Here is a 17,559-nt window from a genome sequence, read left to right as displayed (position 1 = left end):
GGACCGGGTCAGTCCTCCGCAGGCACCAGCACGAAGATCTCCTCGTTGTCGCGCTTCATCAGGTAGCGCTCCCGGGCGAACTTCTCCAGCAGCTGTTTGTCGCTGGTGAGCTGATGCAGGTGCTGCCGGGTGACGCCGATCTGCTCCTGGTACCAGGCCTGCTCACTTTTCATGCGCGCCAGCTGGCGGCGGAGCTTGAAGGTGGTCCACAGGTCATACTCGTCGAAGAAGGCGATCCAGGCCACGAGCACCAGCACCGCCACTCCGTAGCGGTTGCGCAGGCCGGCAGGCACGAAACGGCTCAGCTTCTCCTTCACCCTGCGAAGGTGGCACGTTCAACCAGGGTCAGGGCAGGCTTCGGCGTGTGCGCGATCAACGATCGATCGTGGAGAACCCCTCACGCCATGAACGGATACCGGTGGTCCGTGGGCGGTACGAAGTTCTCCTTGATGGTGCGGGCGTTGACCCAGCGGAGCAGGTTGAGGTAGCTGCCGGCCTTGTCGTTGGTGCCGCTGCCGCGCGCGCCGCCGAAGGGCTGCTGCCCCACCACGGCCCCCGTGGGCTTGTCGTTGATGTAGAAGTTGCCGGCCGCGTGGCGCAGGGCGTCGGTGGCCTCCACGATCGCCGCGCGGTCCCGGCTGAACACCGCACCGGTGAGGGCGTACGGGCTGGTGGCGTCCACGAGCTTCAGGGTCTTCGCCCACTCGTTCTCGGGGTACACGTAGATGGTGAGCACGGGCCCGAAGATCTCCTCGCACATCGTGGTGCTCTTCGGGTCCTTCGTCACGGCCACGGTGGGCGCGATGAACCAGCCCTGGCTCTTGTCGTAGGTGCCGCCGGCGATGATGCTCACGTTCTTCCGGTCCTTCTTCAACCCGTCGATGTACGAAGCGATCTTGTCGAAGGCCTTCTCGTCGATCACGGCGTTGATGAAGTTCTTCGGGTCGCGCGGGCTGCCCATCGTGAAGCTCTCCAGGTCGGCCAGCAGCTCCTTTTTCACCGTGGGCCACAGGTTGCCGGGGATGTAGGCGCGGCTGGCGGCGCTGCACTTCTGCCCCTGGAACTCGAAGGCGCCGCGGCTCAGCGCGGTGGCCACCTCCACGGGGTCGGCGCTGGGGTGCGCGATCACGAAGTCCTTGCCGCCGGTCTCGCCCACGATCCGCGGGTAGCTGCGGTAGGTGCGGATGTTGGCGCCGATGGTGGACCAGATGGTCTGGAACACGCTGGTGCTGCCGGTGAAGTGGATGCCGGCGAAGTCGGGGTGGCTGAAGATCACCTCACCAGCGTCCTTGCCGCTCACGTGGACCAGGTTGATGACCCCGCCGGGCAGGCCCGCGGCGCGGAAGAGGTCCATGATCACCTGCGCGCTGTACACCTGGCTGTCGGCGCACTTCCACACCACGGTGTTGCCCATGAGGGCGGCGCTGCTGGGCAGGTTGCCGGCGATGCTGGTGAAGTTGAAGGGCGTGAGGGCGAACACGAAGCCTTCCAGCGGGCGGTACTCCACGCGGTTCCACGTGCCGGCCGGGCTGTAGGGCTGGTCACGGTAGATCTGCTGCATGTAGTGCACGTTGAAGCGCAGGAAGTCGGCGAACTCGCAGGCGGCGTCGATCTCGGCCTGGAAGGCGTTCTTGCTCTGGGCCAGCATGCTGCTGGCGTTGATGGCGGCACGGTACGGACCGCTCAACAGGTCGGCCGCCTTCAGGAAGATGGCGGCGCGGTCCTCCCAGCGCATGCTCTCCCAGTCCTTCTTGGCGCGCAGCGCGGCGGCGATGGCCTGCTTCACGTGCCCCTTGTCGCCGTGGTGGCTGTAGCCCAGGATGTGCTTGTGCTGGTGCGGGGGACGCACCGGACGGCGGTCCTTGGTCTCCACCGGCTTGCCACCGATCCACATGGGCAGCTCGCGCTTCTCCTTCATCATGCGGTCGTACGCGGCGAAGAGCTGCTCGCGTTCCCTAGTGCCGGGGGCGTAGGAGAGGACCGGTTCGTTGAGGGGGGCGGGGCTGTGGAAGATGGCGTCGGTCATGGCGTGGAATGGGGCGCGAAGATACCCAGCCTGCTGTGGCTGGAGAGCGTGACAAGGGTCACGGGTTGCAGTGGTCGCAGTATTGCGGATCCTCGCTGACGCGGCCATCCTCGCGCGGTTCCTGCGCACTGTGCCCGCAGCGCCCGCAGTTCCGAAGATGGAACAGGGTGCTGCGCGTGGGCATGCCGCACAGCCCGCAGGGCAGTCCGGGAACGGCTTCGGTGATGGCGAAGTGCGGCTCGCCGCAGGCCGGGCAGCAGTGGGCCAGCTCCTGCGCGAAGCGTTCGGCGGTGGCGCGGATCACCGCCATGCGGGTGGGGTTCAGCATCGCCCGCAGGTCGCACTCCGCCCACACCGTGCCATGCGCACCGATGATCCGAGCGGCATGGACCTCCAGGGCATCACGATCCGCGATCCCCTTGATCACCGCATCGCCTTCCCGCCAGCGCTCCTGAGGCTTCAGCACCAGGCCGTGCGAGGGGAAGCCGATGCGTTGGGCGAACGTCCGAACCTGATCCACCGTGCGGCATTCCTCCCCGCCGGCCATGGTCTCCAGCGACACATGGCGATGCGCCCAATTGCGGCCGTCGCGCGCATCGTAAAGCACCAGCCACTCCTCATCGCAGGTCAGGAAGGGCGCGGGCGGGTAGGGCACGAAGGAGCCTTCGCTGGCGATCACCAGGTCCATGCCGCTGCGTTCGGCCCCGTGTATGGCCTTGTGGAGTGCGGCGGTGCGCGGGTCGTGCGTGCGCTCCACCTCGCCGCTGAAGGCTCCGAAGCGGTCGGTGTCCAGGTCGGCGATGGCGTCGAAGCCCGCCAGCGGGAGCGCGGCGCACAGGGCCGGACCGATCACCTGCTCCTTGCCGTGCATGGTGGCCACCGCGAGGGTGCGCCCTGCGAAGCGTTCGTGCACGGCATCCATGGTCAACCGGCCTGGATGATGCCGAGGTAGAGCGGCATGCCCACAGTGATGTTGAAGGGGAAGGTGACGCCGAGGGCCATCGGGATGTAGAGCCCGGGGTCGGCCTTCGGCGCGGCCAGGCGCATGGCGGCGGGCACGGCGATGTAGCTGGCGCTGGCGGCGAGCACCGCGAACATGAAGCGGTCGCCCGGGTCGGTGGTGATGGACCCGCTGGACCAGGCCACCAGGCTGCCGTTCACCAGCGGGAGCACCAGGGCCATGGCGCTCACATAGCCCCCGTACGCGCGGAAGGCCGCGAACCGCGAGGCCGTCACCATCCCCATCTCCAGCAGGAAGATCGCGAGGAAGCCCTTGAAGATGTCGGTGGTGAAGGGCTTGATGCCCTCGGCCTGCCTGGCATCGGCCACCAGCCCGATGAGCAGGCTGCCGATGAGCATGAGCACGCTGGCGTTGGTGAACGAGTGCTTCAGCATGTGCCCGAGCGAGGGGCGCCCGGTGCCCTCCTTGTCGTACCGCATCAACAGCACCATGCCCACGATGATCGCGGGGCTCTCCATCAGCGCCATGATGGCCACCATGTGCCCGCTGAACGGCAGGCCCTTGGCCTCCAGGAAGCTGCTGGCCGCCACGAAGGTCACCGCGCTCACCGAACCGTAGGCGGCCGCCACCGCACCGGCGTTCTGCACGCCCAGCTTGCCGCGCAACAGGAAGAAGGCGTAGAACGGGATGGCGGACGCGATGGCCATGCCGAAGACCAGCTCCTTGGTGACCTGGATGTTCAGGTGCTCGTGCGCCAGTTCCTGGCCGCCCTTGAAGCCGATCGCGAAGAGCAGGTAGAGCGAGATGAACTTGATGGTGGTGGGCGGGATCTCCAGGTCGCTCCTGACCAGATGCGCCACGATGCCCAGCAGGAAGAAGAGCAGGGTGGGGTTGGTGAGGTTCGAGAGCAGGAGCTGGGTGTCCATGCCGGGCTAGTTACGATGGGATGAGGCGATGGCGAACGGGCTCTTCAGCAGCACCGAGTTCGGCACCGTCAGCGGGTGCACGTCCCTCAGACGGATGAGGACGAACTTGAACACCGCGTTGCGCACGAGCCAGCGCAAGTTGGTCCTGAGGCCCGCGAACGCCGCCAGGGCGATGGCCGTCCCGATCAACTGGACCCGATGGCCGGTGATGAGCTCTTCCATGAAGTTGTCCTCCCGCGGTGCGAAGTAAGTGAAACTATCCGAACAGTTAAGTAATACTATATTCGCCCCCGCAATGGCCTCCGCGCACCTCCACCTCCGCCCCGATCCGGCCCTGTCCCTCAAGGATCCCGAGTCCACCGGGCTGGGCCTGCGCGTGCTGGAGGAGGGGCTCGGGCTCATGAACGAACTGGGGCTCGAGGCCTTCACCTTCAGGAAGCTCGCGGACCGCATGGGCAGCACGGAGGTCACGCTCTACAAGTACTTCCCCAACAAGCAGCGGCTGCTCCAGTACTACTACCAGCTCTACTGGCTCTGGCTGCGGCAGGTCTGCGGACGCATCGCCGAGCGTGCGCACGACCCGCGCGAGGCGCTGGAGGACATCGTGGAGGCCATCTGCGGCGTCTGGCCCAGGCCGCTGCCGCCGCTGCAGCTCGACCCGCATGCCCTGCGTCGCCTGGTGATCGAGGAGGGCATGAAGAGCTACCTCCACAAGAACGTGGATGATGACAACGCCCGCCGGCTCTTCCTGCCCTACAAGGAGCTCAGCGCCTTCATGGCCGAGCGCCTGGTGGCCTGCCGTGCCGACGTGCCCTGGCCGCGCTCCTTCGCCACCACGGTGATCGAGATGGCGCACAGCCTGCCCTTCGCCATGGAGCACCTGCCCTCGCTCACCGAGCTCAGCAGCCGCAAGGACCTCAAGCAACTGGCGCAGCACCTGCTGCACCGCACCATCACCTACCTCGACCACGCACAACCCCTCAAGAAGAGATGAGCCATACCATCACCGTCGCCAAGGGCGACGGCATCGGACCGGAGATCACCGATGCGGTGCTCCGCATCCTCGACGCCGCGCAATGCGGTCTTACCTATGAGCACATCGAGGTGGGCGAGAAGGTCTACCTCTCCGGCAACAGCAGCGGCATCCCCGCCGAGGCCTGGGCCACACTGCGCCGGAACCCCGTCTTCCTCAAGGGCCCCATCACCACGCCGCAGGGTTTGGGGTACAAGAGCCTCAACGTCACCATCCGGAAGACCCTGGGCCTGTACGCCAACGTGCGCCCGTGCCGCAGCTTCCACCCCTTCGTGCGCACGCAGCACCCGGGCATGGACGTGGTGGTGGTGCGCGAGAACGAGGAGGACCTCTACGCGGGCATCGAGCACCGCCAGACCACCGACGTGTTCCAGTGCCTGAAGGTCCTCAGCCTGCCCGGCACCGAGAAGATCATCCGCTACGCCTTCGAGTACGCGCACGCCAACGGCCGTAAGAAGGTGACCTGCCTGGTGAAGGACAACATCATGAAGCTCACGGACGGCATGTTCGCCGACATGTTCCGCCGCGTGGGCAAGGAGTATCCCGGCCTTCAGCAGGAGATCCAGATCATCGACATCGGCACCGCGCGCGTGGCCACGCAGCCCGACCGCTATGATGTGATCGTGACGCTGAACCTCTACGGCGACATCATCAGCGATGTCACCGCCGAGCTCACCGGCAGCGTGGGCATGGCGGGGAGCGCCAACATCGGCGATCGCATCAGCATGTTCGAGGCCATCCATGGCAGTGCGCCCGACATCGCCGGCCAGGGCATCGCCAACCCCAGCGCCATGCTCAATGCGGCCTGTATGATGCTCGTGCACCTGGGCCTGCCGGAAAAGGCCGGGGCCATCCAGAACGCCTGGCTCTGCGCACTGGAGGATGGGCTGCATCCCGGCGACATCTTCCAGGAGGGCGTGTCGAAGAAGCGGGTGGGCACCGCCGAGTTCGCTGATGCGGTGGTCGAGCGCCTGGGCCGCAAGCCCAAGCAGCTGAGCAGCGTGGAGATGAAGCACGGCACCGCACTGAAGTACGCGTATGACCGTCCCGCGGTGAAGCGTGAGCTCTGCGGCGTGGATGTGTTCGTGTGCGACCCGACGAGCGCGCCCGACGAGCTGGCGGCCCGCCTGCAGAAGGCCTCGCACGGGATGTTGAAGCTCAAGCTCATCACCAACCGCGGCGTGAAGGTCTGGCCCGAGGGCTTCCCCGAGACCTTCTGCACCGACCACTGGCGCTGCCGCTTCGTGGGGCCCGATGTGGCCATCGATGACAGCAAGGCGACGTACATGCCCATCGGCCAGCGGCAGGTGGTGCAATTGCTGCACCTGCTCACCGAGGCGGGCGTGGACGTGATCAAGACCGAGAACCTGTACCTCTTCGACCACGTGCGCGGCTTCTCCCTCGGGCAGGGGGAATGAACCGCCTTACTCCAGGTTGTCGAACCGGTAGATGTCGTCCACGGGCGTACCCGCGGGGACATCGCAGATCGGCTTCACGATGCCGTCATGCAGGCTGTACACCCAGCCGTGCAGATGGGGGCCGCCACGGTCCTTCCAGGCTTTCTGGATGATGCTGGTCTTCACCAGGTCCATCACCTGCTCCTGCACGTTGAGCTCGACCATGCGGTCCAACCGGGCCTGTTCCGTGGGTTGCGCGTCCACCTCGGCCTTGTGCAAGCGATACACGTCCTTGATGTTGCGCAGCCATTTGTTGATCAGGCCGAGGCTCTGATGGGTCATGGCCGCGTGCACACCACCGCAACCGTAGTGGCCGCAGACGATGACGTGCTTCACCTTCAGGTACTCCACGGCGTACTGGAGCACGCTCAGGAGGTTGAGGTCCGTGTGCACCACCAGGTTGGCGATGTTGCGGTGCACGAAGATCTCCCCGGGTTGGGTGCCGGTGATCTCGTTGGCGGGCACGCGGCTGTCGCTGCAGCCGATCCAGAGGAACTCCGGTCGCTGGAGCTTCTCGAGGCGATGGAAGAACTCGGCGTCCTGGGCCACCGTGTTCTCGGCCCAGGCCTTGTTGTTCAACAGGAGCTTGTGATAGCTGTCCATGGTATGGGATTATGGTCTGGTCGTGGCGAGCATGGTGGGCGCGGGTCGCTGCGCCTCACCCGGTGGGGCGGGCATGTTCATGAGCTGGAGGCGGATCTTCCGTTCCGCGCACGTGCCGGCGAAGTCGTAGATGATCTCGCGCACGTCCGGATCGAGGTCCATGGAGCGTCCGCCGTCGATCACCACACGCGCACCTTCGGGGATCTCGTGCAAGGTGCGCTTGATCCCCGCCTTGTTCAGGAAGGTGACGTCCTCGCTGAGCTCGATGTAGATGGGCATGCCCGGTTTGTAGCGGTTCGGGTCGTAGTGGAACGGGACCTTGAAGTTCTTCCACAGGATGTGCACGAAGGCCATCGCAAGGCCCAGGGCCACACCGCGCAACAGGTCGTTGGTGACGGCCATGAAGCCCACCGTCACCACGAAGGGAACGAACTGAGGCAGGCCCTGCGACCACATGGATCGGAACAGGGAGGGCTTCGCCAGCTTGTAGCCCACCAGCAGCAGCACGGCCGCCAGGCTCGCCAACGGCACCATGCGCAGCAGGCCCGCGATGGAGAACACCGCCACGAGCAGCCACAGCCCGTGCATGATGCTGGAGAGCTTCGTCCGCCCCCCGCTCTGGATGTTCGCCGAGCTGCGCACGATCACCTGCGTGAGGGGCAGCCCGCCCAGCAGGCCGCTGACGACATTGCCCGCGCCCTGGGCGAAGAGCTCGCGGTTGGCCGGGGTGATCCGCTTGTGCGGGTCCAGTTTGTCGGTGGCCTCCACGCAGAGCAGGGTCTCGATGCTGGCCACCACGGCGATGGTGAGCGCCACGGTCCAGAACGTCCCGGTGCCGATGAGCGTGAAGGAGGGGAATGCATAGGAACCTAGGTCGGTCAGGTCCGGCAGGGGTACGTAGTGCTCCGGACCGATGGCCAGCGTTGGAGCGCCCGAGAAGCCCAGGGCCATCAACACACCCAGCGCCACGGCCAGCAGCGGACCTGGGATGTAGCGCAACCAGTTGTTCCGCTGGATGAACGGCCGCTCCCACAGCAGCATCAACAGCAGGCAGGCCACGGTGATGAGCACGGCTCCGAGCGTCGGGTTGTTCACGGCATACCACAGTTCCTCGAAGGTGTTCAGCTTGTCGGGTTGATCGAAGCTCTCATCCCCCATGTAATCCTTGTCATCGCCCACGGCGTGCGGGATCTGCTTGAGGATGATGATGATGCCGATGCCGGCGAGCATGCCCTTGATCACCGCACTGGGGAAGTAGTAGGCGATGATGCCGGCGCGGGCGAACCCGAGGGCGACCTGGATCACGCCGGCCAGCACGACCGCGCCCAAGAGGGCTTCGAAGCTGCCGAGGTCGGCGATGCCGGCGGCCACAATGGCCGTCAGCCCCGCGGCCGGCCCGGAGACACCAAGCGGCGAACCGCTCGCGGCGCCTACAAGGATGCCGCCGATGACCCCGGCGATGATGCCCGAGACCGGAGGTGCGCCTGAGGCCACCGCGATGCCCAGGCAAAGGGGCAGGGCGACGAGAAAGACCACCAGCGAGGCGGGCAGATCGGAACGGAGATGACGGAAGAGGGAGCCTCCCATGGACGGAGCGTGGATTCAGGGATGTGAGGGACCGGACGGACTGGGCCTCGTGGGCCCGGGGCAGGCGCGTTCCGCGCCGTCAGCTCACCATCCCTTGGGCGGTGGTACGTGGATGCGGCGCATCCCTTCGGGAAGTTCGCCCACCGCATGCCGGCCCAGCAATGCGATGATCCGATCCGGCGGGTTGTCCGATGGACCGCCCGCCAGCAGCGCGGCCGCACCGGCATGTCCGACCTCCTCCTCGGCGGCGGGCAGCTGTCCGCTGTCCATGTGCTGTTCCGCCAGCATCCGGTCCGCGGCCTGGATGGAGCCCGGCAGCACCACCAGCGACACCGCCATCAGGAGCGGGACGAGGATGCGAAGGATGGGCCTGACCATGCGATGAGGATGAACGGGCGCTAAGGTAGGTGCCCCGGACGACCGCCCTTCAATTGGCCAGGAACGGATAGCGGAGCACGAATTCCGGCACCTCCACGCTGAAGCGTTCCCCACTGTCGCGATCCCCCATCGTGTACGTGCCCACCATGCGGCCCAGGCCGCTGCGCAGGTCGCACTGGCTCGTGTATGTGAAGCGTCCGCCGGGGGCGAGCACCGGCTGTTCGCCGACCACGCCGGGCCCCTCCACCTGGCGCACCGGCCCCAGGCTGTCCCAGATGGTCCAGCGGCGGCGCAGCAACTGGACGGTGTGCTGGCCTTCGTTGGCGATCGTGATGCGGTAGGCGAACAGGAACCGGCCCAGCTTCGGATCGCTGAGCTCCTCGGCGAAGCGCACCTTCACGCTGACGCGGATCCCGTTGGTGACCGTGGTGGGCATCTGGGTGCAAGGATAACGCGCCCGGAGGCGCTTCCGGTGCATCTCCGGGGATCCGGTAGCTTGGCCACATGATCCCCCGTCCCCTTCTGCTCGGTCCCGTGCTCGGCCTTTCCATGTCCCTCAGCGCCCAGTACACCGACCCGGAGAGCGTGGAACATGACCCCATCGGTGACCGCTATTTCGTGAGCAACCTGGGCGATGGCACCATCAAACAACGGGACCAGGCCGGTACCGTCACCCCCTTTGCCAGCGTGAGCCCCGACCCGTACGGACTTGAGATCCTGGGTGATACCCTGTATGCCTGCAGCGGAGGGCGGGTGAAGGGCTACCTGTTGAGCGATGGTTCGCAGGTCTTCGACCTGAACACGGGAGGCGGGTTCCTGAACGGGATCACCACGGACGGGCACTTCCTCTATGTCACCGACTTCAGCGGGCAGCAGATCCTCCGGGTGGAACCGTCCACAATGAGCTTCATCACCTGGGTGGCCAGCACGGGCGGCACGCCGAACGGCATCGTGTACGAACCGGTGAGCGACGCGCTGCTGGTGGCCTATTGGGGGCCCGGGGCCATCGTCCGAGGCTACGACCGCGCCACCGCCGCCATCACCGGCACCGTCAGCACCGGCGTGGGCAGCATTGACGGCATCACGCTCGAATGCCATGGGCTGGTGGTGATCTCGTCCTGGAGCCCGAACCGGATCTCCCGCTTCGAATGGGGCGTCGTGTCGCCGCAGTTCGAGGACCTCATGGTGCCAGGCCTGAGCCAGCCGGCCGACATCGACTTCGATACCGTGCACGACCGGATCTGCATCCCGAGCGGTGGGAACGACCAGGTGATCCTCTTCGACCTGGCCGACTGCGCCACGGCCGTGCCCGGGCCTTCCCCATCCGATGCCTTCACGGTATCCCTCAACGAGGATGGTCGTTCCCTGTGGTTCCAGGGCCTGCCCTTGGAGGCGACCGCCTACCGCCTGTTGGATGTGACCGGCAGGCTGCTGGATGCAGGCCGGCTGCGGACGACGGTCCTGTTACCGGCTTTCACGGGTGCGATCCTTGTTCAGGTCGACGGCATTGGGGTCCGCCGGATCATGGTGCCCTGAGGCTCACCCCCTGCGGCTGTTCACGAAGCGTGCCCCGACCAACCGGTCGCAGCGCTGCTGGTGATCCCGCAGGTACACCAGCACGAGGTAGTCGTTCTCCGTCTGGAAGTGGCTGCCCTCCAGCCTGGTGAGGTCGGGCAGATGCGCGCCATGCGGAAGCCAGGCGAACTGGTAGTCGTAGAAGCCCTGCTTCAGCGGCGCCACCAGCATGTATCGCTTCCTGTCGGGCACGTACTGCATCCGGTATTCCTTGCGGCAGAGGAGGTCGCAGAATCCGCCGACCACGTACACGTCCCCTCCTGGCAGGGGCGCATCCATCGGCAGGCTGAACACCACGTTCACATAATCGGCCCCCGTGGGGTCGCCGTCCACATCGTCGTTGCGGATGAGGAAGCGGCCGTTCACGTCGGGCTGCTCGAGGTACACCCGGATGTGGCGCGACGGATCGTCGGACAGCACCGCCTCCATCAGCTGCTGGCCCGTGCGGACGCTCGCCACACGGAGGGATGGATAGCGGAGGTTCTTGATCTCGAAGTTGCGGTACTCGTTGCCCCCCATGAACTGAGCTTCCGGCGGGTGGTCGTAGATGAGCTCGTCGTTGCGGATAAAGCGGGGTTTCAATCCGGTGCGTACATCGTTCCAGTTGAGGTTCTGCAACACGGCCACCTTGATGTCGCCGAAGGGATCGATCACCGTCAGGTCGTTGGTCCGCACGGTGATGTCCACCTGCTGCGCGACGTCACGCACCTGCACATCCCGGCTGGCCATCACGCGCGCATCGATGCCGATCACCTTCTCCACCACCAGGAAGCGGCGGGTCACCATCACGGCGGTCTCGTCGTCGCTTTGGAACACCTTCAGGATGTAGTTGCCCGATCGCGTCGGCCGCATCATGGGGTTCGGTACCTGCAGGCTGTAGTGGAAGAAGGGTTGCAGGGTGTTGAAGCTCATCCGCGGTGCCCGCACCAGATCGATGAAGGCTCCGTCGATGTACTGCCCCTTGGCCAAGTCGCTGGGCGTCCAGTCGGCATTGCAATGCTCGATCGTGTAGGACAGGTCGAGCGTGGTGGTGCGCAGGTCATCGAAGCGCAGCTCCACGAACTCCGTGCTGCCCAGCTCGATCACCGGTGCGGCCAGCTCGAAGCCCCCTTTGAAGCACTGCACCGTCCGGATCAAGGGGTCGAAGACCTCGTCCCGGTACTGCACCGTGCGTGGCTCATAGTACTCCGGGCTCAGCGCGTCCATGGCCGGCTGCGTCGAACCGCAGGCCAGGGGCAGCAGAGCAAGGAGGGCCCGAACGGCGTGAACGCGGCGGAGACGCTTCATGAGCGGAGTGCGGGAACCCCTGCGGACACCGTGGTCCGAGGCGGTGAAAGGTACCTACTTTTGAATGTGGACTTCCGCCCTCAACCGATGGCACCGACCGTTCCCGTATCCGGGATGACCCGGGCCGCGCGGCCGGTCGTCCCGGATGCGGCGCACCGCCGATGGTCGCCGGTCACCTGGTGGCGGCAGGGACTGCTCGGCTTCGCGATGGCCTGCTCGCTGGTGTGTTTCGCTCAACCGGATACCACCCGTTACGTTCATCGCATCGAGCTCGACGATGGGTCGCTGATCCTGGGTGAACTGATGGATCCCGGTCCGGGAGCGATCCGTGTCCGCACGGAAGCCTTCGGAATCGTGGAGGTCCCGCTGGATCGTGTGGTGCGCATGGAGCGGATCGATGGACCCGTCCCGGCACCTTCCCGGCCGGCATCCGCTGCGGAGGCCCCTGCGGTGCGCCGGGCGGCACGGAGGCGTGACCCGGACGGTCTGCGCTGGTTCCGCGACCGGCATGCGTCCCGGTATACGCTGGCCCCCTCCGCCTTGCCCGTGCGGCGCGGCGAGCACTTCTATCGGAACACCTACCTGGCCATCCAGTCCGTGCACGTGTCGCCCGTCGATCACCTGGAGCTGTTCGGGGGCTTGGAGGTGGTTTCGCTCCTCTCGTACTCACGGAACGCGCCCGGCGTGGTGGTCGGTGCCCGGACCGGCTGGTCCATCACACCGCAGCTGCATCTCGGCGCTGCCGGGCTTTACAGCAACACACCGTACGGGATCACGGCCCCGTTCGATCGGCACCGCGATGAGGGCGTCAGGCAGGGGCTCTTCGCAGGCCAGGGCCTTCTGACCATTGGCATGGAGCTGTTCCACGGCACGTTCTCAGCAGGTGTGCGATACCACGAATGGGATGGTTGGGAGCTGCTGCCGACCTATTCCTTCGCTCTGGCCGGCCGGCTGATCCCCAAGCTCTGGGTGGTGACGGACAACTGGCTGGTGCACGTCGACGGCCGCTACCGCACCTGGTGGTCCGCCGGGCTACGCTTTGTGAGCCGTCGTGTGGCCGTCGATCTCTCCTTTGTGAACAACGAGGAGTTGCGTGACGAGGTCTTCTTCGGCTTTCCCTTCGTGTCCGTTTGCATCAACTTCGGCCAGGTGGCCCGCTGAGCGATCCGCGAACACGCCCCGATCTTGCGCGGGTCGGCCTGGCGGACCGTGTTCGCCGCAGGGTGCTGAAAGGCCCGCAGGCGGAGAGGGAGGGATGGCTGCGCATCCCGTTGGGGGGAGGCTTCAAGCCGCGCCCGCTTCGCGTCCGCGTGTGTTCGTTCCGTCCGCTCTGCCGATCACGATCGCCTCGCTGCCGTGAACGAACACGCCCCGCTTACGCGGGGCGGCTTGGCGGAGAGGGAGGGATTCGAACCCCCGGTGCCCCGAAGGGCACACCTGATTTCGAGTCAGGCCCATTCGACCACTCTGGCACCTCTCCGAACGGTTGCGCGAAGATAGGAGCGGGCCACCGAGGGCGCTGCGGTCGGGCGTAAGTTCGCGGTCCACCATGTTCCGGAACGTCCTCCTTGCGCTGTTCCCGGCCCTGGCGCTCCCGCCGCTGCATGCACAGACCGCGGAGCTGCTTTACGTCGTGCGTTCGGAGGTCTCCTTCGTGAGCGATGCACCACTGGAGATCATCAAGGCCTCCATGCGTTCCGCAAAGGGGATCATGGACCCTGCGGCCCGCACCTTCGCCGTGCAAGTGGCCATGGCCGATCTCGATGGATTCAACAGCCCCCTGCAACGGGAGCACTTCAACGAGAACTACCTGGAGTCCGCGACCCATCCCTATGCGGTGTTCAAGGGCCGTGTGATCGAAAGCCTCGACCTGCGGACACCGGGCACCACCATCGTGCGGGCGAAGGGCACCTTTGATCTGCATGGTGTGGAGCGCGAGCGCATCATCGAATGCCGCATCGCCGTGGGCCGGGACGGTGTGCGCGTGACCTCCACCTTTCCCGTGCTTTTGGAGGACCATGCGATCCGCGTGCCTCGCGTCGTACAGCGCAAGGTGGCTCCGGAGGCCATCGTCACCGTGGACCTGCTCTTCCGGCCGAAGCCGGCGGCCCCATGAGGTGCCTGTGGCCCATCCTCGCCCTGCTGTGGGCAAGCCCCGGATGGGGGCAGTATCCCTTGACGCGCAGCTTCGAGCTGCAGGACGGCATGCGCAGGCCGCGCGCTGAAGTGCTGGCTGTGTCTCCGGATGGATTGCTCTGGACCGGTGGCCCCGATGGCCTCTTCCGCACCGACGGCGAGTTGACCCAGGCGGCCCTCCCGGACCCCATGCCCGTGGTCACGGCCCTGGCCTCCGACAAGGACGGTGTGCTGGTCGCGCTGAACAACGGTGTGGTCCTCCATGGCCACGGGCTGTTCCACGATACCCTGCTCGTGGACACGACGCTGCGCCGCTGGCCGGTGACCGGTCTGCTCCGGGATGCCTCGGGATCCCTGTGGGTGGGTACCTATGGGGCCGGCATCTGCAGGCTGCAGGGCGGCACCCTCCACTGGTTGAGCACGGTGAACGGCCTTGCTGACGATCACGTGAACGCGCTGGTCCTTCTGCCTGACGGCCGCGTTGCGCTGGCCACGGACGCCGGTGTGGATCTCCTCGGACCGGACGGCTCCGTGGTGGCGCACATCACCGAGACCGAAGGCCTGCCGGACAACCTCGTCCTCAGCTTGTTCGCGGATGCCCAAGGCACCCTCTGGGGCGGAACGGACCGCGGTGGTGTCTTCAGCATCGGTTCGGATGTCCGCGTGGCAAGGCCGCTGGCGCTGGACAGTGCGTGGGCCTTCGGCCCGGTGACCGGCCTGTGGATCGACCCATCGATCGCCTGGCTGGCCACGGAGCGGCATGGCCTCCTCGCCCTCGACCTCAAGGACCGCTCGGAGTGGTACCGCTCTGGCGATCCCTCGGAGGGTCCGACGCGGGTGACGGGACTCGTCCGCAGCCCCGACGGTGCCCTGTGGTGGTGCACGGGCAGGGAGCGGGTTCATCGCTCCGACCCGGATGTGCTCGTCGCCAGCATACATGAGCGCATCGACCTGAGGCGCATCAGTGCGCTGACGACCTCCCCGGACGGCCGCGTGCAGTTCGCCATCGGCGAGCAGGTGTACAGCCATGCGGTGGCCTTCGCGGACACGGCCGCGTTCACCAGCCGCCGCTCGGCCTTGAAGCCCTCCATGGCCGTGGTGACCCTGCTCTCCGATGCGACTGGGGAGGTATGGACGGGCACCATGGGCGATGGGGTCCATCGCCTGACACCCTCCGGCGCTGACCTTCACCTCACCGAACGTGATGGACTGGTCAACGATCATGTCCTGCGCATTCGCCGCTCGGGTGAGGCGCTGTGGATGGCCACCTTGGGCGGCGCGGCGCGGTGGACGCCGCACGGCGGCTTCACCACCCTGCCGGTACCCGGTGGTGGCTTTCTCTACGACATCATGCCGCTCGAGGACGGCTCCGCGATCGTGGCCTCCGATGGGTCCGGTCTCATCCAGGTGCGACCAGGGTCCACCGGAACACCGCTCGCCGGGCCGGGATCCGGGGCCGGACCCCGTTCCTACTACAGCCTCTGCCGGGGCGAGGATGGGACGATCTGGGCCTTGGGGCCGGGCACCGGCCTGTGCCAGGTGAAGGACGGCGCCGTGCGGTGCGTGGGACAGGACCATCCCGTGCTGCGCGGGGAACCGCTGGGTGTGGCGCCCTTCCGGTCCGGTGTGGCCGTGTTCACGGACGAAGGCCTGCTCCTGTACGAGCCGGCGGACGACCACTTCCTGGACCTGGGTGCTGCCTGCGGCCTTCAGGGGGTAGATGGCGAGCTGAACGCGATGGCCTCCGATGCCGAGGGTGCGCTTTGGCTTGCCACGGACCAGGGGCTCGTTCGGATCCGTCCGGAGCTGGTGGACCGTTCACGCACCGTGAAGGCTGCCATCCTGGGTTGGACATGGGGCCTGGAGCCCCTGCCCCTCGTTGATGGTACGCGGCTCGCCCACGACCAGGACCTGCTCACCTTCCAGTATTTCACGCCCCCCGGTGCGGATCCCCGGGCCGTCCGGTTCGAACATCGGCTGGTCGGGTACGACAGTGCGGTCCGGACCACGCGCGAACGTCAGGTGACCTATGCGCGGTTGACACCGGGCGCCTATCGTTTCGAGGTGCGGCCCGCATCCACCGATGGTGGCGCCGCTCATCCCTGGACCGCCTTCAGCTTCACCATCCAGCGTCCCTGGTGGCGTCGCCCCTGGGCCCTGGCGCTCTGGCTCCTCGCCATCACCATGCTGCTCTACGCCTTCATCCGCCTGCGGGAAGAACGGATCCGCTTGCGCGACCGGCTGGAGAAGGACCGCGTGCGCTTCCAGCTCGAAGCCCTCCGCAGCCAGGTGAACCCTCATTTCCTCTTCAACAGTTTCAACACGCTCATTGAGCTCATCGAGGAGGAGCCGCACAAAGCGGTCGGTCACGTGGAGCAGCTCAGCACCTTCTTCCGCAACATCCTGCAGGTGCGCGAACGCGAGCTGATCCCGGTGGAGGAGGAGCTGCGCCTGCTGGCCACCTACTTCGACCTCGAGAAACGCCGCTTCGGCGACCGGATCGCCTTGCTCGTCAACGTGGATGAGCAGGCACGCCGGCACCGGATCGTACCCTTGACCCTTCAACTGCTGGTGGAGAACGCCTTGAAGCACAACGCCGCCACGACCGCCGAACCGCTGCCCGTGACCGTGGAGGTCGCCGCAGGGGAGCTGATCGTGCGCAATCCGCTCCGACCACGCGATGTGGGGCATCGCTCCACCGGCTATGGTCTGGAGAGCATCCGCCAGCGCTATACCGCCCTCACCGACCGTCCCGTGCATGTGGTCAACGGGCCCGGCACCTTCGAGGTGCGGATACCTTTGATCGGACCCGGAACATGAAGATCCTTATCGTGGAGGATGAGCCTGCCGCCGCCCAGCGGATGCGCAGGTTGCTCGCCGAGGTGCGACCCGATGCCGTGGTCCTCCGTGTGGTGGAGAGCGTGCATGAGGCGGTGGAGTGGTTCGCCGCGCACGAAGCGCCCGATCTGGCCTTCTTCGATGTGCAGCTCGCCGACGGCGAGAGCTTCAAGGTCTTCGAGCGGACCACCGTGGACTGCCCCGTGGTGTTCACCACGGCCTACGATGCCCACGCCCTGAAGGCCTTCCGTGTGAACGCCGTGGACTATCTGCTGAAGCCCATCAAGGCCGCCGAGCTCCACGAGGCCATCGAGCGCGTCGAACGGCTCGGCCCGGTCCGCGACCTTGCGGCCCTTGCCCCGCCTTCGGCGAGGGCGGATGTGGACGTACCGCACGCCTTCATCAAACGCTTTCTCATCCGCTACGGCGACCACTTCCGGGTGGTCGTCCCCGACGACATCGCCTACATCCACTCGCTGGAGAAGAACACCTTCCTCCGTACACGCGAAGGACGCGACCTGCCGCTCGATGAGAGCCTCGACCGCCTGGAGAAGCAGCTCGATCCCGAGAAGTTCCACCGGATCAACCGGCAGGTGATCACACACATCCAGGCGATCAAAGAGCTGCTCGCCTACAGCAAGAGCCGTGTGAAGGTGATCCTCGATCCGGCCTATGGCCAGGATGCGGTGGTGAGCAGTGAGCGAAGCGCGGCGTTCAAGCGCTGGTTGTCGGGACAGTGAGCGCGCGGACCG

At 66.3% G+C, this 17,559-nt stretch carries 17 protein-coding genes and 1 tRNA gene; 7 read left to right on the top strand and 11 right to left on the bottom strand.

The genetic code is table 11. From position 1 onward, the window contains the following. Positions 1 to 8: 8 nt before the first annotated feature. The 5 genes from IPM49_05630 to IPM49_05610 form a co-directional block, all read right to left on the bottom strand. Complete coding sequence (locus IPM49_05630; GenBank protein ID MBK9274008.1) at positions 9 to 317, bottom strand: septum formation initiator family protein; 309 nt, start codon at positions 315 to 317, stop codon at positions 9 to 11. Between the two features lie 80 nt (positions 318 to 397). Then, positions 398 to 2,026 carry an L-glutamate gamma-semialdehyde dehydrogenase gene (pruA, locus tag IPM49_05625; protein MBK9274007.1) on the bottom strand — a complete coding sequence of 543 codons (1,629 nt, stop codon included), beginning with the start codon at positions 2,024 to 2,026 and terminating at the stop codon, positions 398 to 400. Positions 2,027 to 2,084: 58 nt separating this feature from the next. Next, positions 2,085 to 2,939, bottom strand: a complete 855-nt coding sequence (locus tag IPM49_05620; GenBank protein ID MBK9274006.1) for a hypothetical protein — start codon at positions 2,937 to 2,939, stop codon at positions 2,085 to 2,087. An 11-nt stretch (positions 2,940 to 2,950) separates the two neighbouring features. Beyond that, entirely contained in the window at positions 2,951 to 3,913 is a 963-nt protein-coding gene (locus IPM49_05615) for a sodium-dependent bicarbonate transport family permease (protein ID MBK9274005.1), read from the bottom strand. 6 nt (positions 3,914 to 3,919) lie between these two features. After that, a complete protein-coding gene (locus IPM49_05610) occupies positions 3,920 to 4,135 on the bottom strand; it encodes a hypothetical protein (protein ID MBK9274004.1) in 216 nt (71 codons plus the stop codon). A 73-nt stretch (positions 4,136 to 4,208) separates the two neighbouring features. Between IPM49_05610 and IPM49_05605 the strand changes: the two genes are divergently transcribed. Both IPM49_05605 and IPM49_05600 read left to right on the top strand, forming a co-directional pair. Further along, complete coding sequence (locus IPM49_05605; GenBank protein MBK9274003.1) at positions 4,209 to 4,907, top strand: TetR/AcrR family transcriptional regulator; 699 nt, start codon at positions 4,209 to 4,211, stop codon at positions 4,905 to 4,907. Continuing rightward, positions 4,904 to 6,364, top strand: a complete 1,461-nt coding sequence (locus tag IPM49_05600; GenBank protein MBK9274002.1) for an NADP-dependent isocitrate dehydrogenase — start codon at positions 4,904 to 4,906, stop codon at positions 6,362 to 6,364. The genes IPM49_05605 and IPM49_05600 overlap by 4 nt, the downstream gene beginning before the upstream one ends. A 6-nt stretch (positions 6,365 to 6,370) precedes the next feature. Here IPM49_05600 and IPM49_05595 read toward each other — a convergent pair whose 3' ends face one another. From IPM49_05595 to apaG, 4 genes are all read right to left on the bottom strand, one after another. Then, positions 6,371 to 7,006 (bottom strand): carbonic anhydrase, encoded by a 636-nt coding sequence (locus IPM49_05595; protein ID MBK9274001.1) that lies wholly within the window; start codon positions 7,004 to 7,006, stop codon positions 6,371 to 6,373. Positions 7,007 to 7,015: 9 nt separating this feature from the next. Further along, a complete protein-coding gene (locus tag IPM49_05590) occupies positions 7,016 to 8,593 on the bottom strand; it encodes a SulP family inorganic anion transporter (GenBank protein ID MBK9274000.1) in 1,578 nt (525 codons plus the stop codon). A gap of 84 nt (positions 8,594 to 8,677) precedes the next feature. After that, entirely contained in the window at positions 8,678 to 8,971 is a 294-nt protein-coding gene (locus IPM49_05585) for a hypothetical protein (GenBank protein ID MBK9273999.1), read from the bottom strand. Between the two features lie 49 nt (positions 8,972 to 9,020). Next, positions 9,021 to 9,407 (bottom strand): Co2+/Mg2+ efflux protein ApaG, encoded by a 387-nt coding sequence (apaG, locus tag IPM49_05580; protein MBK9273998.1) that lies wholly within the window; start codon positions 9,405 to 9,407, stop codon positions 9,021 to 9,023. Between the two features lie 68 nt (positions 9,408 to 9,475). Here apaG and IPM49_05575 point away from each other — a divergent pair, with 68 nt between their 5' ends. Further along, positions 9,476 to 10,507 (top strand): hypothetical protein, encoded by a 1,032-nt coding sequence (locus tag IPM49_05575; protein MBK9273997.1) that lies wholly within the window; start codon positions 9,476 to 9,478, stop codon positions 10,505 to 10,507. Positions 10,508 to 10,510: 3 nt separating this feature from the next. Here the strand turns inward: IPM49_05575 and IPM49_05570 are convergent, their stop codons facing one another. Then, positions 10,511 to 11,833, bottom strand: coding sequence for a DUF5103 domain-containing protein (locus IPM49_05570; GenBank protein MBK9273996.1), 1,323 nt, complete (start codon positions 11,831 to 11,833; stop codon positions 10,511 to 10,513). 114 nt (positions 11,834 to 11,947) lie between these two features. On the opposite strand from IPM49_05570, the gene IPM49_05565 reads away from it, so the two are divergent. Next, entirely contained in the window at positions 11,948 to 12,994 is a 1,047-nt protein-coding gene (locus IPM49_05565; protein ID MBK9273995.1) for a hypothetical protein, read from the top strand. A gap of 229 nt (positions 12,995 to 13,223) precedes the next feature. On the opposite strand, the gene IPM49_05560 is transcribed toward IPM49_05565, so the two are convergent. Further along, a tRNA-Ser gene (locus IPM49_05560) sits at positions 13,224 to 13,313 on the bottom strand. 69 nt (positions 13,314 to 13,382) lie between these two features. Between IPM49_05560 and IPM49_05555 the strand changes: the two genes are divergently transcribed. Genes IPM49_05555 through IPM49_05545 form a run of 3 tightly spaced genes read left to right on the top strand, consistent with a single transcriptional unit; the run spans position 13,383 to position 17,547 of the window. Continuing rightward, complete coding sequence (locus IPM49_05555) at positions 13,383 to 13,949, top strand: YceI family protein (GenBank protein MBK9273994.1); 567 nt, start codon at positions 13,383 to 13,385, stop codon at positions 13,947 to 13,949. Beyond that, positions 13,946 to 16,789 carry a histidine kinase gene (locus IPM49_05550; GenBank protein MBK9273993.1) on the top strand — a complete coding sequence of 948 codons (2,844 nt, stop codon included), beginning with the start codon at positions 13,946 to 13,948 and terminating at the stop codon, positions 16,787 to 16,789. The genes IPM49_05555 and IPM49_05550 overlap by 4 nt, the downstream gene beginning before the upstream one ends. Beyond that, on the top strand, positions 16,786 to 17,547 hold the full coding sequence (locus IPM49_05545; protein MBK9273992.1) for a response regulator transcription factor: 762 nt from the start codon (positions 16,786 to 16,788) through the stop codon (positions 17,545 to 17,547). The genes IPM49_05550 and IPM49_05545 overlap by 4 nt, the downstream gene beginning before the upstream one ends. Positions 17,548 to 17,559: the final 12 nt, after the last annotated feature.

This window comes from Flavobacteriales bacterium, assembly GCA_016715895.1.
Lineage (GTDB): Bacteria > Bacteroidota > Bacteroidia > Flavobacteriales_F > PHOS-HE28 > PHOS-HE28.
Note: the sequence above shows the minus strand (reverse complement) of the source record. Positions and strands in the feature narration are given on the sequence as shown.

Excerpts from the sequence above, each read along its gene's own strand:
- pruA (MBK9274007.1), bottom strand. The coding sequence starts at position 2,026 with ATGACCGACGCCATCTTCCACAGCCCCGCCCCCCTCAACGAACCGGTC.
- IPM49_05615 (MBK9274005.1), bottom strand. The coding sequence starts at position 3,913 with ATGGACACCCAGCTCCTGCTCTCGAACCTCACCAACCCCACCCTGCTC.
- IPM49_05610 (MBK9274004.1), bottom strand. The coding sequence starts at position 4,135 with ATGGAAGAGCTCATCACCGGCCATCGGGTCCAGTTGATCGGGACGGCC.
- IPM49_05605 (MBK9274003.1), top strand. The coding sequence starts at position 4,209 with ATGGCCTCCGCGCACCTCCACCTCCGCCCCGATCCGGCCCTGTCCCTC.
- IPM49_05600 (MBK9274002.1), top strand. The coding sequence starts at position 4,904 with ATGAGCCATACCATCACCGTCGCCAAGGGCGACGGCATCGGACCGGAG.
- IPM49_05595 (MBK9274001.1), bottom strand. The coding sequence starts at position 7,006 with ATGGACAGCTATCACAAGCTCCTGTTGAACAACAAGGCCTGGGCCGAG.
- IPM49_05590 (MBK9274000.1), bottom strand. The coding sequence starts at position 8,593 with ATGGGAGGCTCCCTCTTCCGTCATCTCCGTTCCGATCTGCCCGCCTCG.
- IPM49_05585 (MBK9273999.1), bottom strand. The coding sequence starts at position 8,971 with ATGGTCAGGCCCATCCTTCGCATCCTCGTCCCGCTCCTGATGGCGGTG.
- apaG (MBK9273998.1), bottom strand. The coding sequence starts at position 9,407 with ATGCCCACCACGGTCACCAACGGGATCCGCGTCAGCGTGAAGGTGCGC.
- IPM49_05575 (MBK9273997.1), top strand. The coding sequence starts at position 9,476 with ATGATCCCCCGTCCCCTTCTGCTCGGTCCCGTGCTCGGCCTTTCCATG.
- IPM49_05570 (MBK9273996.1), bottom strand. The coding sequence starts at position 11,833 with ATGAAGCGTCTCCGCCGCGTTCACGCCGTTCGGGCCCTCCTTGCTCTG.
- IPM49_05565 (MBK9273995.1), top strand. The coding sequence starts at position 11,948 with ATGACCCGGGCCGCGCGGCCGGTCGTCCCGGATGCGGCGCACCGCCGA.
- IPM49_05555 (MBK9273994.1), top strand. The coding sequence starts at position 13,383 with ATGTTCCGGAACGTCCTCCTTGCGCTGTTCCCGGCCCTGGCGCTCCCG.
- IPM49_05550 (MBK9273993.1), top strand. The coding sequence starts at position 13,946 with ATGAGGTGCCTGTGGCCCATCCTCGCCCTGCTGTGGGCAAGCCCCGGA.
- IPM49_05545 (MBK9273992.1), top strand. The coding sequence starts at position 16,786 with ATGAAGATCCTTATCGTGGAGGATGAGCCTGCCGCCGCCCAGCGGATG.